This window comes from Helicobacter sp. MIT 14-3879, assembly GCF_003364125.1.
On record NZ_NXLP01000001.1, the window covers coordinates 175,190 to 197,220 of the forward strand.

The window sequence follows — 22,031 nt, forward strand, 5'->3', positions numbered from 1 at the left end:
TAAAATTTTGGAATATTATTTATTTTCTTATGAGAAAATTGTGAGATTTATATTTTTAAAAAACTAATTAATAGAACTAGTTACTTCTTTAGCAAAGGAATCTAGTGCTTCTAGGAGTATTTTTTTACAAGCTTTAAAGTATGGTTTAATAGAATTTTTCTTTATTGTTAATATGTAAATTAATATATTTTGCAAAATATGAGAAATAGAACCCTCAAGTAAAATTCCACTATGAGGCTTATTAAAACTACTTTTTGCTAGAAATTCACTTAAATTATCAATAAAACAAAATAGCTCTTGCTTAGAATCTATCTCAATATCTAGCATAATCTTTAAAGTAGATATTAAATCTAACATGTCTTTTTTTAGGTTATCTTTTAACTTTATGTTACTAATTACATTAAAGCTATTATAAATATCCTTATTTATAGTAGAGGACAAATTTAAGTTAATGGCAGTTTGTGTACCATTTATATAAGCTCCAAAACCAATATTATAAACTTTTTTTGGCTTATAGTATTTTATTGCTAAACTAAAAGATTCCTTGCTTAAAGAAAAAATAGAATTACTAAAAACTTCTAAATTACTATTTCCTTTAACCTTAAAACAATCTTTTGGTATTTCTGCTTTTTCATCTCCATAATAAGAACCTGATGAATGTTTTGATTTACCTTTAATATAGCCACAATCCATTCCACATAATATTATCTCATCACTTAAAATACAAGCTAAACTAAAACCTGCATTTCCTACAAATGGAGCACAAAATTCTATTGGAGTGATATTTTCTAAAATATATGAGCTAGAGCTACCTCCACGCATAAACAAATAAACTTCTTTTGATAAAGAAAGCACCTTAGAATCTACCAAAGAAGCACAAATAATAGGAGTAGAGTCTAAATTAGATTCTATCAATACATTTGATAAATAAGGCACTCTTTCAATCTCAATTTGAAAATCAACTCTAATATTATTTGCTTTTAGTATTTTTAGGGCTGTCCCACAACTAAAAATTAACATTTTAGATGAATTATTTTTTAAAAAATCTAAATTCATCTCTAGGCTTGGACCGCTACCAACTACACATATTGGGACATTTAACTTAGAATCTAAATTAATTAATTTTGCTTTTTTTAAATTTAAAAGTGTATTTTTTAATCCTATCATTTCATCTTCAAAACTTCCCCAACCACGAGCATTAGCCTTATAGGTTTCATTAGTTATATTTTTAATGGCTTCTAATTTATCTGATTTAAAAGCACTTAATTCAAGTCTTAAAAAATTATTTGTTATTTTTTTGCTATAAAAATAATGATTTAATAATGCCTTATTTACAAGACTTTCTATAAAAATATAACAAGATTTTGGGCTAACCTTAGCAAATAATTTCTCATAATCAATAAAATAACAAGATATAGCAAAAAGCTCTGGATCTTCTTCATAGATTAATAATGAATGAAAACTATATCCACTCTCTAATAATAATTCTAAAAATAGCCCACCACAAAGCCCGAAAATATTTGTTTGAGGCAAAAATAAAGGTGGAAGATGATAAAGAGCAGTATCAATATTTTTAGCTAAAGAAACTATATTGTTAATAGCATTTGCAGTGATACCTAAATTCTCTATACTATTAAGCCTAAGATTGTTTGAATAAATATTCCAAAGAGGATTATTTAAAGGGTTGATAGAGAGTTTTTTAGAAATTTCTAAAAAATAACCTTTTGGATAAAGGAATTTCTTGCTTACTAAATCAATTATATTTATATCATTGTGGAAATATAGCTGATATTTTGTATTTTTACCATTTAGAGCATCTTGTAATATTGTAGAAATTTTATTATTAATAGTTTTAAAAAATGCTATGTTAGATAGCATTTTTTGCAGTATTACATTCTCATCTCTGTTTAAAAGAGAATCTAAAATATTATTTATTGTTTTAAACCTAAAAGTGTATTTAGAATCTGATCAGATGTAGTAACTGCCTTTGAGTTTGCTTGAAAACCTCTTTGAACTACTATTAGCTGTGTTAAAGCACGACTTAAATCAACATTACTCATTTCTAACTTTGAGCCACTAACACCGCCTCTTCTTCCTGTATTTGGTGCTCCAACTATTGGGTCGCCAGAGTTTCCGCTTTGACTATATATATTACCTCCTTCTGCTTGAAGCCCTGCATTATTTGAGAAGTTAGCAAGTGCTACTTGTGCTAATGCTAGAGATTTTCCATTACTAAATGCACCTAAAAGTGTTCCATTTGCATCAAATCTAATATCTACTAAATCACCTGCTATATAGCCATTATCTGAAATTGTATATGTTTCAGAAATCCTATCTACACTAGTTAATCCACCAAAAGTTCCATTATCACCAAATGATAATTCTATCCTTTGTGGAGAAGTAGAACCATTTTTTGGGTCAAATTGTAATACAGGAGGATTCATTCCTGCTAGGCTTCCATCAGAGTTAAACGATGCACTCCCACCCTCAAAAATATTTGGTCTTGTTGGAGACCCCCCTATAAATTGTGCTGGTTCTGGCAAAATAGCCCTAAAGCTCCACTCACTATCGCCTGTCTTATAAAACTCAAATCTAAGCGTATGTTTAGAGCCTAGGCTATCCACTACATCTACACTTGTTGCGTGATTAGCCACTACAAAAACTCCTGTGCTAGTAGAGTTACCACCCTCAACTAAAGAAGTAGTAGCAATCCCTGCCATTGCTTCTTTGAATAAAACATTATTTGTAACATTTTCATTATAAAAACTACTTACGCTAATATGTAAATTATTTTTAACATCATCACCATCATCATTATTTTGCATTTCAAACATACCATAATCATTTACTTTAACAAGCACACTTGCTGTGCTATCACTATATTGTGTTTGTGGATTTTTTACTAAATTTGCATCTTGTTGCATTAAAGCCCTTAAATCCTCTGTTGTTCTAAATTGACCACTTGTAGAATCCGCATCATTAGACTTTGTATATTGATATGAAAATGCTGTAACAACACTATCTCCCTCATTAAAGTTTGATAAAGCACCTGTTCCACCCTTTGTAATTAAGATATTTTTAGTTTTAGCATCTCCATCTCTAGTATTTTGATTCTCAAGTCTAAGTAAGCCATTATCTACAAATGCTTCAACTCCTGTTTTGTCTTTATGTGCATTAATTGCATTTTGTGCAGCTACTATTGTGCTAATACCTGTTATATTAGAATCATTTTTAAATGAAATCTCTTCACCATTTATTCCAATACTACTTGTATCTACACTTGGTGTTACAGCCTGTCTCATCTGTGCTACTTGGTAACTAATCCAAATACCTTGATTTTCCTTTAATCCTAAGGCATCATAGTCTGCATTAAAGATTGCACCCATATCATAAGAAATTTGTTTTAATTTATTTGCAGAATCATATATTGGTATTTCTGGATTAACTTCTGTCTTTGTTGAAGAATCTAATGCAGATATAGCTACACCATTATCAGCTCTTCTCCCTGCATTAAGATTTGCTCTTAGAGAAATACTTGATGAAGCTTTAGCAGGCATAACCATAGCAGGATCAATTTGTATATTTCTAATAGGACCTGTATGATCAACTTTAAAGAAATCATCTTCTGTCATATATTCTACATTCTCTAATTCACCACGAATCCAACCTTGAACAACATATCCACCTGTATTTACTAAGTTTCCATTTGCATCAAAAAGAAATTCACCATTTCTTGTATAATTATGGGTTATACCTCTATCTGGGCTAACTATAAAAAAACCATCTCCTTCAATTGCAATATCTGTTTTTATATCTGTATTTTGTGTATTTCCTTGTGAAAATACTTTTGTAGTAGCATCTACTCCTACTCCAAGACCGATAGAGTAATCATTTTGTCCTCCAAGCCCATTTTTATAAGGAGAAGCTGCAATTTGTTTAATTTGGCTTAACATATCTACAAAAGAAGCTCTTGAATACTTAAATCCAACTGTATTTACATTTGAAATATTATTACTTTCCACATCTAGTGCTATTTGATGTGCTTGCATTCCGCTTACACCAGACCATAAAGACCTTAACATATTTATCCTTCAGTTTAGAGATTAATTATAAATTATAAGCAATAAATATTCCATAATATGAATTATTTAAATAAAACTCATTTAATATTTAAACAAAAAATAAAATCTAAACTTCCCAAGAACTAAAACTATCATTAACACAAAATAGCACAGAATCTAGGCAACCTGCAAGTATAAAAAGCCAATTCTTGTGTAAAAATAGCCATTCTAGTTTTTTAGCATTTAACTCAATTTGGTTACTTGTAATTTTAGTAGAAATTTTTGCTAATTCCATTTCTTGATGAAAAATAATTGCCTGTGTTGCTTCATTAAACATATTTAAAAACTTCTTATTTGAAAATAGCTTTTTTACTCCTTCAATCCTATCAAATAATTTATCTAAAGAATTAAAATCATATTCTTCTAGTCTGTTTTCTTTATTTAAAAGCTCTAAAAGTTCGGTCTGTTCTACCACCTCAAGAAATAAATTTTGTATTTTTTCTTTCTTAGCATTGCCATATTTAATATATTCTTTTACTTTAGCTTTAGCTTTTTTAAGATTTTCATTATATTTTTTATATGTAGGGTTAGTCAAAAAAATTTTATTTTTGGTAGTAGAATAGTCAATTTTTTTTAATGATTCTTTAAAGCTTAATTCTATAGTATGTGGGATCCTAGCCCCACCTTCAGTAGCATTAATAACCTCTATTCTATCTTTTGTCTCATAAATATCTTTTGTAAAAAAGTTTAAAAATAGCTTCCAAACTTGCGTAGTTTCTACTAGCCCATTGCCACCATATTTTTCAATAAATATTTTATTAGAAGATGTTTCAATCTCTCTCTCGCCATACACTGCATCTTTACTATGACTTGCTCCATCTTTGCTAAAAGCTAAATCCTGACCTATAAAAATACACCTACTAAATCCACAATGCACTACTAATTCATAAGCCATATTAGCTGCACTCATTCCAATACCAATATATCCATACTCTGCTAAATCAAAATAATTAGTATAGCCAAATGGACGCTCACTAAGTTGCAAGATTCCACCTTTTTTAACTATCTCATCAAGTAATTTTTTATGTGCTATTGAAGTTATCTCAAAAATCACATCTTTAAAGTATTTCTCTTCTACAACTTCATAAAATTTAGCAGTAAGCTCAACTCTCTCCATCGATAAAACAATATCTGGCTTAATTCCATATTTTACAAGTATTGGAAAAGAAGCATCAACACAAAAAATGCTTACATAATCTTGCACATTTTTTAATAACTCAAGCTGTTTATAAAGTGATGGTCCTGTTGAGACAATAACTGCTGTATTTGTATTTTTGGCATTTAATACTAAATTATAAAGGCTTGGATTTTTAAGCATTAAAGGAATATTTGCTATATGGTGTTTTATGCCTATTATTGCATCTTTACTATCATTTCCAATAGATATTACACCGTGCTCTATTATGCCTATAATTAGCTTATTTATATTAATAATTTCATCTTCATAAATATTATAATAATCATTAAAAATATGTAGATTATAAAGTTTAGAGTAAATTAGGGCATTTTTGTTAATATAAAAAAATGGAGATAGACTCTCATAAGCAACATCTTGATTATAAAATAAAATTAACCTTCTTTCTTCTATTTCCTTGCTAAAATCAAGCAAATTTAATACATTAAAAATAATTTCAATATGTGGTTCAAAAATCATTATCCTCTTTAAAGAGGCATTATTTAAAAGAAGCTTGTAAAAAACTCCATTTCCAAAACCAAAAAAATACAAATATGGGTATAAACTAAATTCCTTAAAGCTATTAATCTTATCAACAACAAACTCAATACTACTATTAACAAATAAAAATTTATTATTTTTTTTATCTAGGAAATTAATATCTGCAGAATCTTGTCCTATAAATACTTCAAAATGCCTATTTGGCTCTACTTTTACAAGCTTTTGAAATAAACTTGGGTTAATTTTATTTAAGGCTCGCAAATTCCTTTGCCAAGCATTCATTATTGCAATAATCTTAATACATTTTGCTGAACCAAGTTAGCCTGTGCCATAGCAAAACTTCCACTTTGTGCTAAAACATTATGCTTACTAAAAGTTGCACTCTCTTGGGCAAAATCTACATCTCTAATTAAAGATTCTGCCGCTTTTACATTAACTTGAGTTACAGAAACATTGTTTATTGTTGCGACAAGTTGAATTTGAGCAGAACCTATATCAGCCCTTAATTTATCTAATTGAGCCCTTGCAGATTCTGCCATATCCATAACAACCATTGCACCTTTTAAGCTTGTAACTCCCGCACCTATACCGTTAATATTTATTTGTGCTTGTGCATTATTGGCATTTGCACCGGAAGCAGAGGCTATATTTGCATCAAATTCTCCTCTAACAGCCCTTAAATTAACCGTATATTCAGCAGTTCCTTGAGCAGAATGGAAGCCAATATTACTATAATTTACGCCAGAGACTAAAATATCCCTTGCATCAGTTCTAATTAAAGTAAGTCTTCCAATAATAGCGTGTTCATCTCCATCAATTCCTGTAAAATTACCGCCACCAAACACATCTTGACCCTCTAAAACCTTTACACTAATAGCTCTTCCATCCATACTTCTTAAATTAAGCCTACCTGAAATATCAGTAAAAGCCTCAACCCCTGTTCTTTCTTTAATAGAATTGATTGCATTTATCAGCCTACCATCGGAGTCATTTTTTCTAACATCATTTACAGTTCCAATTTGAACTCCATTTATAGTAAGACCTCTAATAGTGCCTGATAATACAGCATTACTTCCTGTTGCCATTACATTATAAGCTGCTCTAACTCCAAGCTTGTCTGAATTTTTATTGATAACCTCTGCTAAAACTCCTATACCTGTTCCTGCTGAATGAGAAATTTTAACTGTCTCTAATTCATAACTATTAACTCCATCTACCTCAAGCATTCTTAATGAAACTTCTTGCAGATTATTTTTGCCTGTTTCTGGCTCCATTCCCTCTCCTGAAAATGATGAACTCTCCATTCTAACATGTCCAATTTTATCGCTACTTGTTGGACCAATAGAAGCTTTAACTGTAGTATTTGAATAAGCTCCAATTTGAAATTCTTTATTTGAAAATGCACCAGAGAGCATTTGCTGTCCATTAAAACTAGTAGTATTAGCAATATTATCAAGTTCTTCCAAAAGTCTTAGAATATCACTTTGCAGTGCCCTTCTAGATTCTGTTGTTTGTCCATCTTGTGCTGCTTGAACAGCTTTTACTTTAATTGTGTCTAGGATTTTTAACTGCTCATCCATTGCTTTATCTGCAACTTGAATCATACCTATTGCATCATTTGCATTTCTAACTGCTTGACCTAATGCCTCACTTTGAGAACGCAAACTATCGGCGATAGCCATACCAGAAGCATCATCTGCAGCTTTATTAAGCCTAAGACCTGAACTTAATTTTTCTAGTGAATTATGAATACTTCTATTATTCTGCACCCCAATAGTATGAGCATTAAGCGCTGACACATTAGTATTTATTCTAAAACTCATCTTGCGTTTCCTTTATTTGAAAGAAATTTTTATAGATAGAAGCAAATACTATTCCATTAATAAAAATATGGATATATTTTTAAAAATGCTTAAATAATAAAATTTAAAATTGTGATAAAATGCCAAATTTTAATAAATTTTATTAGGAGCGAGTTTTTGAATCTAATAGTTGTAGAATCCCCTGCAAAAGCAAAAACAATAAAAAACTTTCTAGGAAGTAATTATAAAGTCATAGCTTCAAAAGGGCATATTAAAGATTTACCTAAAAAGAAGTTTGGAATTAAAATAGAAGATAATAATTTTATTCCTGAATATGAGGTTGATAAAGATCATAAAGCTATTGCTAAAGAAATTAAAGACTTAGCAAAAAAATCAAGTAATATTTACATTGCAACTGACGAGGATAGGGAAGGTGAAGCTATCGGCTATCATATAGCACAAATAATTGATAAAGATAAAAGCTATCCGAGAATTGTTTTTCATGAAATAACAAAACAGGCAATATTAGATTCTCTTAAAAATCCAAGAAATATTAATATGAATATGGTAAATGCACAACAAGCAAGAAGACTACTAGATAGAATAGTAGGCTTTAAGCTAAGCCCTCTTTTAAATCAAAAAATTCAAAAAGGACTTAGTGCAGGTAGGGTTCAGAGTTCTGCATTAAAATTAGTTGTAGATAGAGAAAAGGAGATAAAAGCCTTTGTGCCTATAAAATACTTTAGTATTGATGCAAATTTTAGTAAAAATAAAGATTTAATACCATCTCTACTTATAGAATGGAGGGGTAAAAAAATCCAAAAAATAGATTTAAGAGATGAAAAAGAAGCAAATGAAATGCTAAAAATAATCTTAGAATCAGAATTTATAATCTCAAATATAGAGATAAAAGATAAAAAAGTCTCTCCACCACCTCCATTTATGACCTCAACATTACAGCAGAGTGCATCAAATATTCTTGGATATTCTCCATCAAAAACAATGCAAATAGCACAAAAATTATATGAAGGCGTATCTACAAACAACGGCACTATGGGTATTATTACTTATATGAGAACAGATAGTCTAAATATTGCTAAAATTGCTCAAGAGTCTGCGAGAAGATTAATTCAAAAGAGCTTTGGTAAAAATTATATCCCTACTAAAATAAAAAACTATACAAATAAACAAAAAAGTGCTCAAGAAGCTCACGAGGCTATTAGACCTACGCAAATTGAATTTACACCACAGATTGCAAAAGACTACCTACAAGCTGATGAATTAAAAATATATACATTAATTTATAACAGATTCTTAGCCTCTCAAAGCACTGATGCAATTTTTCAATCTCAAAATGTATTTTTTAAATCAAAAGATGCGATTTTTAAAGCTAGTGGCTCAAAATTAGTTTTTGATGGATTTTATAAAATAACAGGAAATGATGATAAAGATAAAATCCTACCAAATTTAGAAATAAATGAGAGCATAAAATTAAAAGAATGCAAAATATCTCCTCATCAAACAGAACCACCAGCTAGATTTTCTGAAGCCTCTTTAGTAAAGATGTTAGAAAGCCTAGGAATAGGTCGTCCTAGCACTTATGCTCCTACTATTTCATTACTTTCAAAAAGAGAATATATAAAGATAGAGAAAAAACAAATTTTTGCAACAGAAATCTCATTTACTATGATTGATATACTTCAAAAACATTTCTTAGAAATAGTAGATTCTAGCTTTACTGCTAAATTAGAAGAAAAATTAGATGATATAGCAGATTCTAAAATAGATTGGCAAAGTGTGCTTTGGGAGTTTTATCAAGGGTTTATAAAACAAATACAAGATGGAAAAGAAAACATTACCTCACTTAAGACCACAAAGCCAACAGGGGAATTATGCCCTGAATGCAGTAGTGAATTAGTAATTAGAAAAAGTAGATTTGGTGAATTTGTAGGTTGTAGTGGTTATCCAAAATGTAAATATATAAAACAAGATGAAAAAGAAGATGAAAAAGCCTCTAAAGAAATCTGTGATAAATGCGGTAAAGTGATGATAAAAAAATTCAGCAAAAATGGTGAATTTATGGCTTGTAGTGGCTATCCAAAATGTAAAAATACAAAATCTCTAGCAATAAAAAAAGAAAAGAAAATATTACAAGATATAAAATGTCCAGAGTGTAATGGCGATATAATAGAGAAATACTCAAGGAGAGGCGTATTTTTTGGATGTGGGAATTACCCAAAATGTAAATTTATCAGTCCAAATGAGCCAACTAATAAAAAATGCCAAAAATGTAATTATATAATGGCTAAAAAAGAAACTAAAACTAAAAAATATTTTGAATGTCTAAAATGTAAATATAAAGAAGATTTATAAAGGAATTAAATGGCAAAAAAAATCTATCTATGCTCTATTAGCAATGTTTCAAGTGGGGCTTGCAAAGAAGATTGTGTATATTGCACACAAAGTATAAAATATGGTAAAAATTCAGAAATCTACAAAAACAAGCCAAAAGAAGTGGTTTTAAAAGAAACCATAAGCCTAGCAAAGTTTGGTGCAAGTGGGTTTTGCCTAGTTACTTCAGGGCTAGGGTTAGATTCTGCTAAATGTGAATATATAGCCTCTCTTGCTAGTGATATAAAAAGAAAACTTCCAAATATGCTGCTAATTGCTTGTTGTGGAATTGCAACTAAAGAATCTCTAAAATACCTTAAACAAAATGGAATAGATAGCTATAATCACAACCTAGAGACTGCTAAGAGTAATTTTAAAAATATCTGCACTACTCATAGCTTTGAAGATAGGCTAAATACTTGTGAAAATGTGCTTAGTATAGGGTTAAAACTATGCAGCGGTGGAATCTTTGGGCTTGGAGAAAGTCGAAAGCAAAGAATAGAGCTGCTAAAAACTATAAAATCACTAAATCCACATAGTTCTCCTATAAATTTCTATATCCCAAATCCTGCCCTGCCACTAGAGCCAAAGATTATGGATAGAAATGAAGCATTAGAGTGCATAATACTAGCAAGGGAGTTTTTAAGAAATTCAATTTTAATGCTAGCTGGGGGAAGAGAAGTAGTTTTTGGCAAAGAGCAAAAAGATATCTTTGAAAATGGCATTGATGCAATAGTGCTTGGTAATTACCTAACTACAAATGGGGACTTACCCCTAAGAGACTTAGAAATGCTAAAAAACTATAATCTAAAAATAGGAAATCTAATTAGCGATAGAAAATGCGCTGTATAAAATGGATTAGTTAGATTTATTTATAGTAGGCGGCAAAAGCTCACAAGCTGCAGTCATTCCAGCATTACAAGCATTTTTTAAATAAAAAATCGCATTTTGATAATCTTTAAAGTTACCATAAATAAGACCAGTATAAAAACAAGTATCACTTACCTCATGTCCCTTATCACAAAGTTTTTTAAAATAAGACAATGCTAAGTAATCATTTTTAATTACACCAAAATCAAATCCTCCTGTAAAATAAGCATATCCAGTGAGATGACAATTATAATCTTCTACTTCAATTTCACATAAATATTTATTAGTATAAAATAAGTCCTCACAAGACTCTTTTTTCTTAGAATCTCTACACTCTACGTTAAGATTACTAATGTGAATTAAGGGTATTACAAACTGATATATCTCCATTTTTACACTCTACTCCTAACTTCCCTAAAACTTTATAATCAAGTGCAAAAGAATATGAAAGTAATAAAATAAAGCCAAAAATAATCTTTTTCATCTAACTAATCCTTGTATTTTTTAAGTAATTCTTTAGCTTTAGAGCTATAAGCATAAGGTATGTTTTTAGAAGATGATATTTTTATAAGCACATTTTTTAATAAATTATTCTTTAAGATATAGCGAGTAACATTAATTTTAGTTCTTAGAGATTGCTTTCCATATATGAAATTAATGCGAGTCATAGTATCTTTATTAATCTCTTCAATTAAATATTTATTATCATTACAATCTCTTATCATTTCAAAATAAGTTACAAAAAACTGCATTCCAACTGAATTTATTTTTCTTTTTAATTGCTTATCATTCATTATTGCCTCCTTTTAGTCCTTATTAAAAACAACCTATATTCTTTATATTTATAATTTTACTAACGCATAGAATCTAAAATTAACATTCTACCCCCCCATATTAAAAATAGTTTAAATGTATTCATTATATGTTGCTAGATTCTTAAATTAGGATTCTTAGGTTAATGCAGTGTGTAAGATAATGGTGTAAGCAAACTTCACATATATTAGAATATTGAACTATAAGGATAAAAAATTAGAAATTTTTAAATTTATCTAGTAATTCTTTAGTAATATATGGGCGTATTTTAGGGGGAATAGAAGCAAGTCGCAAAATATCTCTAAACTTTTTATTATGCTTTTGTGGGCTTTGGGCTTTTTTTAATTTCTGGGTTTTTTTTAATTGAGATTCCTCTGGATTCTTTAAATTTTGCTTTTGCTTGGAGAGATTCTCACATATAAAAATTTCATTTTTATTACAATCAATTATGATTTTATCACCTATCACGCAAGAATATAGAGATTTTAAAATCTCTTCTCTTTGTTTTTGTGAGATTACATAGCCAAGCTTTTTAGCACAAATATCAATATTATGTAAATTTTCTAAATCTAGCCTCTTTTTAAACACAAAGATTCTATAAACACTATTAGTAATTTCTCTAATCATAACCCCACCATAGAGGGCTAAAAAATCCTCTTTTAAAAAACTAAGTGATTTTAAAAGCCCACTAGAATAGTTTCTAACCAAATTAGAGGCATAATTTTTACGAAAATAATTGCGTTTATATTTTATATCTTTATTGCTTTTATCTATAAAATATTTTATTTTATGCTTTTTTAAATAATGCTCTATCTTGTCTCTTGAAGTTTCGCTAAAAGGTCGGATTATATTAAAGCTATTAGCCTTAATCAAACTATCAAATCCAAGCAATGAGTTCAGCCCACAGCCCTTGCTAAGCTGCATTAAAAGCCACTCTATTCTATCATTTAGCTGATTGGCTAAGACTAAATTATCATAATTATATGAATTAATGATTTTTTTAAAAAAATCATATCTAATCTCTCTAGCCCTACTTTCAAAATTATTCTTAATCTTTTTTGCTTTTAAGATAAAAATCTTTTTATTATACTTTTTAGCTAGTTTTTTTGCGTATCTTATCTCATCTTTAGATTCTTTTCTTAAGTTATAATTAACCATCGCAATATCAAAGTAAATTCCATTTTTTAAAAGCAAGTGAAACAAACAAGTAGAATCCGCTCCCCCGCTAAAGCCAAGCAAGTTACGCTTATCTTGCAGATAAGGCAAATGAAGAAGGGTGATTTTATCGCTCTTATTTCGCATAGACTTCATTTTAGCTCTATCATTTTAGCTCTATTTGAGAAATATTATGTTCTATTATTTGGCTCTTGGAGAGAGTTTTGATGATATTGCTAAAATGCTCAAAATCTATCTCTTCAGTCTTATGAGATTTTAGGTATTTGTCCAAGACTTGATAACCGCCGATTTTATACTCCCACACCGCTTTTTCCACCCCGCAAAAATATAAAGAATCATTCACAAAAAGCTCTTTAGATTCCGCATTATACATAATTTTTTCAATGCGTAGATTTTTATTCTTTGTGTCTTTATAAAGCGGCTCTCCGATAGTAGAATCTAGCATAATTCCTCCTTAAGATATAGTGGAAAGACATAGCTCCCACTGCCTACTAAATGCAAATCAATGAGATGCTGACTAATAAAGATATTATTGATTTCTTGCAATTTACAACCTCTATCGCACACTAAGCCGATATTTTGCACTACTTTGCCTTTGGGTAGAGATAGAGGGGGAATATCATTCCTGCTCCTGTATTGCCCCCGCCCATTAGCGATAAATCTACTAGAGTATTGGTTACTATCACACACTGCCAAGAACCGCTTATTTTGTATTGTCTGGCTACATTTAGTCCGATATTGCAATTCATTCTCATCATTTTCTGTTCTCTCTCTCTCTCTCTCTCTCTTATTTGTGAATCTTGCATCAAATGCACAGCCATAAGTTCGCGTCCTAAGGCACTCAGGGCTAAAAATTTCTCTTTAGATTCTACAAAAGGGATTTTAGGAAAGTCGGTTTTCAAGAAATCAATATATTTTTCGCGATAGTCTTTGTGAAAAAGCACCGCATAGATATAGCCTAGAATCGCTTCGGGAGTGAGGATAAATTGAGATACTTTGCTTGCTTTGTTTAAAGATTCTTCACCCTCTAAAGAGGGTTTAGAATGAAAAGGGGAAGTTTTAGATTCTTCGGCTAACGCCTCAGAATGACAATTTGACGCCTCAGAATGATAGGGGGAAGATTCAGAATGATAATTTGAAACCTTAGAATGATAAGTCTCTTTATTGTCTTGAGCATTAATCTTGTCATATTGAGCGTTAGCGAAATATCTCTTAGAATCTTTTGTAGAATCTGTTTGAGATTCTTCGGCTAACGCCTCAGTATGACAAGAGGGAGATGTAGGGGATACTTCGCCCTCTAAAGAGGATTTAGAATGACAAGGGGAAGTTTGAGAATGACAATGTGAGTTTTCAAAATCAAAAGAAAGAAAAAACTCGGGATTGTTTTGATAGTCATTTATGTCCCATTGGTATTTAGAATCAATAAAGGCTCTAAACTTAGAGGTGAAATTTTCTACCCTTTGAGTATTTGAAGCTTGGTCTTTCAGATAAAGAGGTGATACCTGTTCCCCGCCCCTACGATAAAAATTTATATCCACCATTTTATCGCTAATAAAAGCAGTATTAAATTCCTTGTCTCCAATGGCTGAAGTTTGCCTTGAAACAAGCAAGGCTTTGTTGCTATATTGCTTATTTTCTTTATCATCTTTGCAAGTGTGGGTGGGTTGTATGAGACACGCACGAGGTGAGGCTGAAATATCTTTTACTTTGTCATTCTGAACTTGCAAAGCAAGTGAAGAATCTTTTGTAGAATCTGTTTGAGATTCTTCGCTACGCTCAGAATGACAAGGGGAAATTTTAGATTCTTTGGCTAATGCCTCAGAATGACAAAGAGGTAGAAAATGCCGCATTATATCCTTAACACAACGCCAAACAAGCTTTTCTTCATAAAAAATATATCGATTATCAAATGGACGATAAGCAATTTTTTGAATATATTGAGATAAATCACTCTTTTTTTGTAGATTGTGCCAACCTTTTAAAATATCCCAACCTTGCTTTTCTTTGACATTAAATTTTTCGTGCAATTTTGCAGCATCAGGGGGAGAATTTTTAAAATCCTCAAATTTTTGTAACAATTTTTCTTTACTAGAATGTATTACAAATTCATCGTGTGCAGTAGTAATCCCAACCCCTGACACTCTAAATATATCCTTTACACTCCAGCCCTTATTGTATTCCTCTCTTAAGCTCTCATTTTGAGGGATAAAGAGATAAAAGGGGGCTTTGGGCTTTAGCTTAGTCCAAGCAACAGAATCTAGGCTATTATCATAGAGGAAGTTATATTTGTCCTTGCGTTTGCCATAGAGGTCATAATGATAAAGAGTAGCGAGGTTTTTGTCATTGTCATCTTTGCAAGTGTGGGTGGGTTGCGTGAGACACGCATGAGGCGAGGCTGAAATATCTTTTACTTTGTCATTCTGAACTTGCAAAGCAAGTGAAGAATCTTTTGTAGAATCTGTTTGAGATTCTTCGGCTAACGCCTCAGAATGACAAGAGGGAGATGTAGGGGATATTTCGCCCTCTAAAGAGGATTTAGAATGATAATGTGAAAGGCTAGAATGATAGGGGGAAGTTTGAGATACTTCGGCTGATGCCTCAGAATGACAATTTGACACCTTAGAATGATAAGTCTCTTTATTGTCTTGAGCATTAATCTTATCATATTGAGGGCTAATCTTGTCATATTGAGCGTTAGCGAAATATCTCTTAGAATCTTTTGTAGAATCTTGAGATTCTTCGGCTAACGCCTCAGAATGAAAAGGGGAAGATGTAGGGGATATTTCGCCCTCTAAAGAGGATTTAGAATGACAAAGGGAAGATTTAAGAGATTCTTCAGTCGCTAATGCTCTTTCAGAATGACAAGGGGAAGTTTTAGATTCTTCGGCTAACGCCTCAGAATGACAATTTGAAACCTTAGAATGACAAGGGGAGGTTTGAGAATGACAGTTTGCATTTTTCACAAAGATATTGATTGAGACGCCCTGCATAATGTCAAAGACATTGTCATCTTTGCTACCATCGGGGGTGGCTTCCTTTTTCCTTGCATTGCCGTGCAAATCTAGGATATAGATTTTATCAAAAGTATTCATTAGATGATAACGCATACCCCTAAAAGTAGGATTATCTAAAAAGCTATTATTAGAGATAAACGCAAAAATCCCACTTTCTTGAGACTCTATCTTAGATTCTGCAAAGCGGATAAATTTCACATAATCATCAAGTAGCCATTTGGGGTTTTTCTCATTTTTGAGCTTTTTACTCTCTAAAATGGCTTTAAAGGTGGATTTAATGGATTTAGCATTTTTAGATTCTATATTTTTAAGGTATTGCTTAATTGCTGCTCTCTGCCTTTCATCAAAGTGCTGCTCGCTAGGCTCTAAGCCATAAGTAATTCTCACTTCATCTTCATACAGCCCCTTATTACTACTTGCACCGCTATAAGGAGGATTGCCTGTGATAATCAAAATAGGCTTTTCTTTCGTGCTTTGCGCATTGATTGCTTCTTCTACAAGCTCGGGGAAGCCCATAAGCACCTGCCCTCTTTCATTTTGCTCTTTTTTAGTGTCTTTGAAATACAGGGTATTTGTAAGGTAGATTCCTAATCTCTCGTTATCTTTTAGGGGTGTGTAAAAATCCTCTTTGAAGCTTTGGGAGAGTTTGAGATGAGCTATCGTATAAGGGGCGATGAGAAACTCAAAGCCAAAGAATTGCTTAAGCAGTTTTTTAGGCTCATATCTTGGGCTATTTTGAGGGATAGATTCTAGGGCTTTTCTAAAGGCTTCAAGTAGGAATGTCCCCGTGCCTGTGGCAAAGTCTAAAAGCGTGATGTTTTGATTCTTAAGCGCGGCACTTAAGCCTTCTTTCAGACTAAAATCCTCCTTAAGCACAGAATCTATGGCATTAATAATAAAGCACACTACACTAGCAGGTGTATAATATACCCCACGAATCTCACGCAATCTAGGGTCATACTTACTAAGGAAAGTCTCATAGAAATGCAAATAGGGGTCTTTGTGAGTGAATTGTGTCGTGTAATGCCCTAAAATATCTTTTTCACTCGCACGATTAAGCTCTTTAATAATGCTTATTATATCAATATGATGAATAATGTGGAGAATCTCATCAATAAGCCACTTAATAGCATATAAATCCTCTATTTTGTCCAAAAAGTCGCTCATAGCACGGATTAAAGGAAAGGATTTAGGAATGAATTTTTTGACATTATAGAGGTCGATTTCTTTATTATCTATACTATTTAACTTCGCTAAAAATAGGCTATAAGTCAGTGTCTGGGCGAAACTATCGCAAAAATCCTCATAGAGCAATTCATCATAAAGCTGTGTTTTAAAGATAGAATAAAAGTTTTGAATATGTGCGTTTTTTTCATTCTCTAAAAGCTCATTCTTTAGAATCTGTGTGCGTAGGGCTAGGGTGGAAGCAAACTCTAAGGCGGTGTTGATAGGCTCTGGCTCGTGGGTGAAAAAGATAAAGAAAAAATCAAGCAAATCTTTTGCCTTAGATTCTAAGAGAGCTTTGTCTTTAAGGGTGGCTTTGATTTGAGCTAGTTCGCAAATCTTAAGCGACTTCCCCTGATAAAATGATAGATTGCCTCCTTGATTGATTTGAGCTAACTCACAAATCTTTAAGCGGCTTTTTGCCCCCCCCCCATTTTTGGCTCTCACAAGAGTAAAACGCAAATAATCAGTAAGCATTAGATTGTCATTTAATCTTAGGTATTTTTCAATCTGTGGGCTTGAAATGATGGAATCTAAATCTGCATTCACGCGTTTATTTTCAATATAGCCGACACTTAAGCCTTTGGATAAAATCATAAAATCAGGCGCGCCACGTCCCTCTTTGTCATTATTTGGCTCTTGTATGATTGATAATGTTTTTAAATTTGGTTTGCTTTGAGCTAGGCTATCTTTTATCTCATTCATTAGATTATGCAAAAATGTGCGATAGGTGTGCTCTTTATCTTGAGTGCTGATGTTTTGTATTGCTTGGAGGTAGGTGGTTAAGAAGTTCATTGTCTCGCCTTTTCTTTAAGATTTAATTGTAAAATCTCTATATTCCTTTATGCTTAGTTTACTATCTTTATGAAAACTTAACACATCATAATAATAGATATTACATTGTGAATTTTTAGTGTAATCCAAAAGCATTTGTAAGTTTTGACAATCACAAGAATTTATCACACAAATAGCATTTCCAAAATTATCAAAAATCATACATTCCTCATATCCTAAACTTAGCAAATATGAAAAAATACTTATAGGTTTTTCTTGCTGTGATTCAAGATGGAATTTATCCCATTCAAAATAAATACAAGGTTTATATTTGATAAGTGTTTGTTTAGCACTTCTTAACACTTTAAAATCAAACCCATCGGTATCTATTTTGATAAAGTTTGGTTGAAAACTGCTTATACCAACTATTTCATCAAGACTTTTTAATAGAATATAGGTTTTAGATTCTATATTTCTTTCTAGCATAAGAGTAGATTCTATAAGTTTTCCACTGCCATCTTGTAAGCTAACTTGATATTCCCCTTTTGTATCACTTATAAACATATTTTGTATAATAAATCTACTTTCTTTAATGTTTTCTTTATTTTTTATATCCACCCCCCCCCATTAGAAGCCAAGAATATTTGAGAATTTGGATATTGATATGATATATTTTTAGCAATAAGGTTGTTATAGCTTGCTTCTCCTTCAATCAATAGATATTCTCCTTCTACATTTGTAAAAACAGCTGTGTCACCAATATTTGCACCCACATCAATCATATTAAAATAATTTAATTTATGTTTAATATATGATGCAATTTTATGAAGCTGCATATCATAGTTTGGATAAAGTTTTTGATAATAAAAAATCGTATGAGATAAAGGCATATCAAGTTTGAAACCTCTATAATTAAGAGTAATGATTGGATTTATAAATTTTAAAAGAATTTTCCTAAGTTTCAGTAAAAAATAAACAAATATTTTGGAATTTGCATTTAAAATTTGTTGATAAATAAATTGTGCAAAAAATTTCATAATTTCTCCTCTTAATAACGTAGTTATAATATCTCACTTTTATTTAATGATGTATTATACACTAATAAGCCCTCTAAAGCTTTTGTTCTCTCATCTCCACTTTTAAAGTTTAAATTACCATATTCATCTCTACTTTGTCTAGCATTATGTCTTGTGCAATATTCTTTAAGTGGGTATGTTTTAATTCCTTTAATTTTTAAGCTTTGGTGTATAAAAAATAAATTTGTCCCACTAGAATCTGCCCCTATGAATTCATAATTTTTACTTTTACCTAATTGTATAATTGCTTTTATGCTAGCCCCAAAATATAACCCACTAAAATGTTCTTTAAATCTATTAAAATCAGCCCTATAAGGAACGCTTATCTCTCTATCACTTCCGAATAAAGCATTATATTCAATTATTACAATACAAGGAGTAATACATTTTATGCTCTCCCATATAAAATAATCAACTCCATCTATATCAATACTTAAAATTGCTACATTGCTAAGATTCCTTGAGCTTAAATAATCTTTAATAATCATATCAATGTTTTCAGCAGTGATAAAAGCACATTTTGCCTCTAAGTCGTATTTCCAATATATTTCATCTCTCTTAACAAAATCTATATTTTCTTTTGAAGCATCTATTATTAATCCTTGATAATTTCTATTTTTTAGTAAAAATCTAGTATTTGATTCTTTATAATTTTGCACTCCAAATTCAATAAAAGCTTTAGGGTATGAACTCAAATCCAAAACTTCAATCAAAAAATCTAAAATGCCATCTTCTCCATTTTGTGAATATACACTAAACTCCATAGATTCTATAAAAAATGATTTATTTTTATGTGATATATCATCTATCTCTCCCCCCCCCCATTAAATTTTTATAACAATTTATATTATTTTGTGAGAGTATTTTTGCCTTAAGCATTAATAATCTATCAAGTTTGTTTTCTATGCTTTGCATAAAAAATATATGAATTTTAAATAATATTCTTTTTATTAATCCCATTTTAACTCCATAAATCTTATTTACTAGCTAATGCTTTTACTTCATAACTAAATACTTGTGGGCTTGGCGCGTGAAATGAACTATTTGTAACAAGATTCCAAAACTTAAAATTTAATTTATATAACTTTAAAAATATTTGCTTAAAAACTCTTTTTAGACCCCTGCTACCAACTAATGCATCTTTATCAATAATTTCTACATTACTAAAACCAGCCATTTTAAATACATAAATCAAACTTCCTGCACTAAAGAGTGTATAATGCGTAAAATCCTCATACCTCCAATAGCAACCTGTATTACTTTGTGCATTTGGAACTGCTACAAATATCTTTCCATTTGGTGTCAAGATATGCTCTTTAAAATGTCTTAAAACTGAAATTAACTTATCCTTTGGTATATGTTCTAAAACATGAGTTGTAATAACTAAGTCAAATCTTTCTTTAGGAAAAAATGTAAAAATATCTCTAACCACCATAGCCTCTATCCCCAAACTCTGAACATAAGAGATTGCATTTTGATTAATATCAATACCAAAAAGATAGAAATTATGTAATTTATTGTCATTTTGGCTACGCCCCCCCCCCCATTTTTGGAGTTATTGCAAAATTACAATTTTTAATTGCCTCTAAATGCTGACCAAATCCACAACCAAAGTCTAATATCCTAGCATTAAAATCTAAATTCTCTAACACTTCATTAAAATATGCTGGAAGTTTTGCTTTCTCATACATACTTACATCCACTCCTCTTGCCTCAAAGTAATCCATATTTCTCTCCTTATTTCTAATTTAATTTCCTTAATACCCTACCTATTAAGGAATCGCCCTTAAAGTCATCTATACTAACCTCATAATATCCAGAGCTTAATGGCTCATTACTAAGATTATCATTTATTAAAATCTCACCATCAATATCTCTATCCCATCTAATATCTCTAGCACTAAACAATAAATCACTCTCTTTACTTAATCCATCGATTATTGCAATTATATTTTTGCCAACTAAGCTTTTAAAACTCTCAATTTGTTGTTTTATAATAATCTTATTTAAAATATTTATTCTATTTTTAGTTATCTTAGAATCTACCCCATCACTCATATTATAAGCCCTTGTATGCTCCTCTTTAGAGAATGCAAAAAGATTTATCCTATCAAATTTAAATTCATTTACAAACTTACATAACTCATCAAAATCACTTTGTTTCTCACCGGGATGTCCTAATAAAAATGTAGTTCTAATAAAACTATCTTTAATATTTCTTATATGATTTAAAAGCTCTATATGCTGCTTTTTATTTGCACCGCGTCTCATAATAGAAAACATAGAATCTGATATATGCTGCAATGGCATATCAAAATAATTTTGAAATACACTAGACTCTGCAATTCTATCAATAAGTCTTTCTGAAGTACTACTTGGATAAAGATATAAAATCCTAGCACTACGAATACCATCAATCTTCTCAACAGCATCAATTAAATCTATTAAAGCATCTTTTTTACCTAAATCTCTCATATAAGAACTAGAATCTTGAGCTATAAAACTAAAGTCTCTAAAGCCTTTATTAACCAAAGTATCTATTTCTTTAACGCAAGATTCAATACTTCTAGATTGAAGCTTTCCTTTAAAACTTGGTATTGCACAAAAACTACAACTCTGATTGCAACCCTCGCTAATCTTAATATAAGAATGTATATTAGAACCTGTAATAAGCCTAACCTCATCATTAATTAAAAAAGTTTTATTATTTGTAATTATTTTTGGGTGTGAATGAGTAATTTTAAAATCTTGTAATTCCTTAATCATTAAATCAATTTTATTATAATCCCCAACTCCTGTGATTATATCAATCTCTTTAATTTCTTCTTGAAGCTCTTTTGAATATCTCTCGCTTAAACAGCCACTCACTACTAGAAATGCACTTTTTTTCTTAAGCATGGCAACTTCTAGTATTTTTTCTACACTCTCTTGTTTTGCACTAGCTATAAAACCACAAGTATTTACTATTATTACATCTGCATTTTGTGGCTCATCTACTAGCTTATATTCCCTAAGTTTTCCTAACATAACCTCACTATCTATTAAATTTTTATTACAGCCAAGAGAGATTAAACAAAGATTTTTACTCAAAATCT

Annotated in this window: 20 protein-coding genes; 2 read left to right on the plus strand and 18 right to left on the minus strand. The window is 30.7% G+C overall.

Annotated features, from left to right (window positions below):
* Nucleotides 1-63: 63 nt before the first annotated feature.
* From CQA44_RS00850 to CQA44_RS00865, 4 genes are all read right to left on the minus strand, one after another.
* A complete protein-coding gene (locus CQA44_RS00850; RefSeq protein WP_115545385.1) occupies nt 64-1,878 on the minus strand; it encodes a motility associated factor glycosyltransferase family protein in 1,815 nt (604 codons plus the stop codon).
* A gap of 53 nt (nt 1,879-1,931) precedes the next feature.
* Entirely contained in the window at nt 1,932-4,082 is a 2,151-nt protein-coding gene (gene flgE, locus CQA44_RS00855; protein WP_115545386.1) for a flagellar hook protein FlgE, read from the minus strand.
* A 106-nt stretch (nt 4,083-4,188) separates the two neighbouring features.
* Entirely contained in the window at nt 4,189-6,078 is a 1,890-nt protein-coding gene (locus CQA44_RS00860) for a 6-hydroxymethylpterin diphosphokinase MptE-like protein (RefSeq protein ID WP_115545387.1), read from the minus strand.
* Complete coding sequence (locus CQA44_RS00865) at nt 6,078-7,619, minus strand: flagellin B (protein WP_115545388.1); 1,542 nt, start codon at nt 7,617-7,619, stop codon at nt 6,078-6,080. The genes CQA44_RS00860 and CQA44_RS00865 overlap by 1 nt, the downstream gene beginning before the upstream one ends.
* Before the next feature lie 156 nt (nt 7,620-7,775).
* Between CQA44_RS00865 and topA the strand changes: the two genes are divergently transcribed.
* Nucleotides 7,776-9,971 (plus strand): type I DNA topoisomerase, encoded by a 2,196-nt coding sequence (gene topA, locus CQA44_RS00870; protein ID WP_115545389.1) that lies wholly within the window; start codon nt 7,776-7,778, stop codon nt 9,969-9,971.
* Between the two features lie 9 nt (nt 9,972-9,980).
* A complete protein-coding gene (locus CQA44_RS00875; protein ID WP_115545390.1) occupies nt 9,981-10,841 on the plus strand; it encodes a biotin synthase in 861 nt (286 codons plus the stop codon).
* Nucleotides 10,842-10,847: 6 nt separating this feature from the next.
* Here CQA44_RS00875 and CQA44_RS00880 read toward each other — a convergent pair whose 3' ends face one another.
* The 14 genes from CQA44_RS00880 to rimO all read right to left on the minus strand — a co-directional run bounded on the left by CQA44_RS00880 (nt 10,848) and on the right by rimO (nt 22,026).
* Nucleotides 10,848-11,249, minus strand: coding sequence for a sel1 repeat family protein (locus tag CQA44_RS00880; protein WP_115545391.1), 402 nt, complete (start codon nt 11,247-11,249; stop codon nt 10,848-10,850).
* Nucleotides 11,209-11,343 (minus strand): hypothetical protein, encoded by a 135-nt coding sequence (locus tag CQA44_RS13095; RefSeq protein WP_258864857.1) that lies wholly within the window; start codon nt 11,341-11,343, stop codon nt 11,209-11,211. Before CQA44_RS13095 ends, CQA44_RS00880 begins: the two co-directional genes overlap by 41 nt.
* Before the next feature lie 4 nt (nt 11,344-11,347).
* Complete coding sequence (locus CQA44_RS00885) at nt 11,348-11,653, minus strand: hypothetical protein (protein WP_115545392.1); 306 nt, start codon at nt 11,651-11,653, stop codon at nt 11,348-11,350.
* A 235-nt stretch (nt 11,654-11,888) separates the two neighbouring features.
* Nucleotides 11,889-12,983, minus strand: coding sequence for a tRNA lysidine(34) synthetase TilS (gene tilS, locus CQA44_RS00890; RefSeq protein ID WP_115545393.1), 1,095 nt, complete (start codon nt 12,981-12,983; stop codon nt 11,889-11,891).
* A 10-nt stretch (nt 12,984-12,993) separates the two neighbouring features.
* The gene (locus tag CQA44_RS00895; protein ID WP_115545394.1) at nt 12,994-13,293 is read right to left on the minus strand and encodes a type ISP restriction/modification enzyme; all 300 of its coding nucleotides are present in this window, start codon (nt 13,291-13,293) and stop codon (nt 12,994-12,996) included.
* The gene (locus tag CQA44_RS00900) at nt 13,287-13,433 is read right to left on the minus strand and encodes an adenine specific DNA methyltransferase (RefSeq protein ID WP_115545395.1); all 147 of its coding nucleotides are present in this window, start codon (nt 13,431-13,433) and stop codon (nt 13,287-13,289) included. Before CQA44_RS00900 ends, CQA44_RS00895 begins: the two co-directional genes overlap by 7 nt.
* Nucleotides 13,433-17,881: a type ISP restriction/modification enzyme gene (locus CQA44_RS13455; RefSeq protein ID WP_181881729.1), complete on the minus strand. Its 4,449-nt coding sequence runs from the start codon at nt 17,879-17,881 to the stop codon at nt 13,433-13,435. The genes CQA44_RS00900 and CQA44_RS13455 overlap by 1 nt, the downstream gene beginning before the upstream one ends.
* A gap of 15 nt (nt 17,882-17,896) precedes the next feature.
* Nucleotides 17,897-18,478, minus strand: coding sequence for an FkbM family methyltransferase (locus tag CQA44_RS00910; protein ID WP_258864858.1), 582 nt, complete (start codon nt 18,476-18,478; stop codon nt 17,897-17,899).
* Nucleotides 18,469-18,897 (minus strand): hypothetical protein, encoded by a 429-nt coding sequence (locus tag CQA44_RS00915; RefSeq protein WP_115545396.1) that lies wholly within the window; start codon nt 18,895-18,897, stop codon nt 18,469-18,471. Before CQA44_RS00915 ends, CQA44_RS00910 begins: the two co-directional genes overlap by 10 nt.
* 23 nt (nt 18,898-18,920) lie before the next feature.
* The gene (locus CQA44_RS00920; RefSeq protein ID WP_258864859.1) at nt 18,921-19,700 is read right to left on the minus strand and encodes a hypothetical protein; all 780 of its coding nucleotides are present in this window, start codon (nt 19,698-19,700) and stop codon (nt 18,921-18,923) included.
* 37 nt (nt 19,701-19,737) lie between these two features.
* Nucleotides 19,738-19,896 (minus strand): hypothetical protein, encoded by a 159-nt coding sequence (locus tag CQA44_RS13100; RefSeq protein ID WP_258864860.1) that lies wholly within the window; start codon nt 19,894-19,896, stop codon nt 19,738-19,740.
* Nucleotides 19,897-19,912: 16 nt separating this feature from the next.
* Nucleotides 19,913-20,425, minus strand: a complete 513-nt coding sequence (locus CQA44_RS00925; RefSeq protein ID WP_258864864.1) for a class I SAM-dependent methyltransferase — start codon at nt 20,423-20,425, stop codon at nt 19,913-19,915.
* A 40-nt stretch (nt 20,426-20,465) separates the two neighbouring features.
* Complete coding sequence (locus CQA44_RS00930) at nt 20,466-20,663, minus strand: hypothetical protein (protein ID WP_115545398.1); 198 nt, start codon at nt 20,661-20,663, stop codon at nt 20,466-20,468.
* Between the two features lie 16 nt (nt 20,664-20,679).
* A complete protein-coding gene (gene rimO / locus CQA44_RS00935) occupies nt 20,680-22,026 on the minus strand; it encodes a 30S ribosomal protein S12 methylthiotransferase RimO (protein ID WP_115545399.1) in 1,347 nt (448 codons plus the stop codon).
* Nucleotides 22,027-22,031: the final 5 nt, after the last annotated feature.

What these genes read in the sequence shown, in the direction of transcription:
- CQA44_RS00895 (WP_115545394.1), bottom strand. Translation starts at nt 13,293, where the DNA reads ATGCTAGATTCTACTATCGGAGAGCCGCTTTATAAAGACACAAAGAAT.
- CQA44_RS13100 (WP_258864860.1), bottom strand. Translation starts at nt 19,896, where the DNA reads ATGGGATTAATAAAAAGAATATTATTTAAAATTCATATATTTTTTATG.
- CQA44_RS00860 (WP_115545387.1), bottom strand. Translation starts at nt 6,078, where the DNA reads ATGAATGCTTGGCAAAGGAATTTGCGAGCCTTAAATAAAATTAACCCA.
- CQA44_RS13095 (WP_258864857.1), bottom strand. Translation starts at nt 11,343, where the DNA reads ATGAAAAAGATTATTTTTGGCTTTATTTTATTACTTTCATATTCTTTT.
- tilS (WP_115545393.1), bottom strand. Translation starts at nt 12,983, where the DNA reads ATGAAGTCTATGCGAAATAAGAGCGATAAAATCACCCTTCTTCATTTG.
- CQA44_RS00850 (WP_115545385.1), bottom strand. Translation starts at nt 1,878, where the DNA reads ATGCTATCTAACATAGCATTTTTTAAAACTATTAATAATAAAATTTCT.
- CQA44_RS00930 (WP_115545398.1), bottom strand. Translation starts at nt 20,663, where the DNA reads ATGGATTACTTTGAGGCAAGAGGAGTGGATGTAAGTATGTATGAGAAA.
- CQA44_RS00865 (WP_115545388.1), bottom strand. Translation starts at nt 7,619, where the DNA reads ATGAGTTTTAGAATAAATACTAATGTGTCAGCGCTTAATGCTCATACT.
- CQA44_RS00880 (WP_115545391.1), bottom strand. Translation starts at nt 11,249, where the DNA reads ATGGAGATATATCAGTTTGTAATACCCTTAATTCACATTAGTAATCTT.
- CQA44_RS00915 (WP_115545396.1), bottom strand. Translation starts at nt 18,897, where the DNA reads ATGAAATTTTTTGCACAATTTATTTATCAACAAATTTTAAATGCAAAT.
- CQA44_RS13455 (WP_181881729.1), bottom strand. Translation starts at nt 17,881, where the DNA reads ATGAACTTCTTAACCACCTACCTCCAAGCAATACAAAACATCAGCACT.
- CQA44_RS00875 (WP_115545390.1), top strand. Translation starts at nt 9,981, where the DNA reads ATGGCAAAAAAAATCTATCTATGCTCTATTAGCAATGTTTCAAGTGGG.
- flgE (WP_115545386.1), bottom strand. Translation starts at nt 4,082, where the DNA reads ATGTTAAGGTCTTTATGGTCTGGTGTAAGCGGAATGCAAGCACATCAA.
- CQA44_RS00920 (WP_258864859.1), bottom strand. Translation starts at nt 19,700, where the DNA reads ATGGAGTTTAGTGTATATTCACAAAATGGAGAAGATGGCATTTTAGAT.
- CQA44_RS00885 (WP_115545392.1), bottom strand. Translation starts at nt 11,653, where the DNA reads ATGAATGATAAGCAATTAAAAAGAAAAATAAATTCAGTTGGAATGCAG.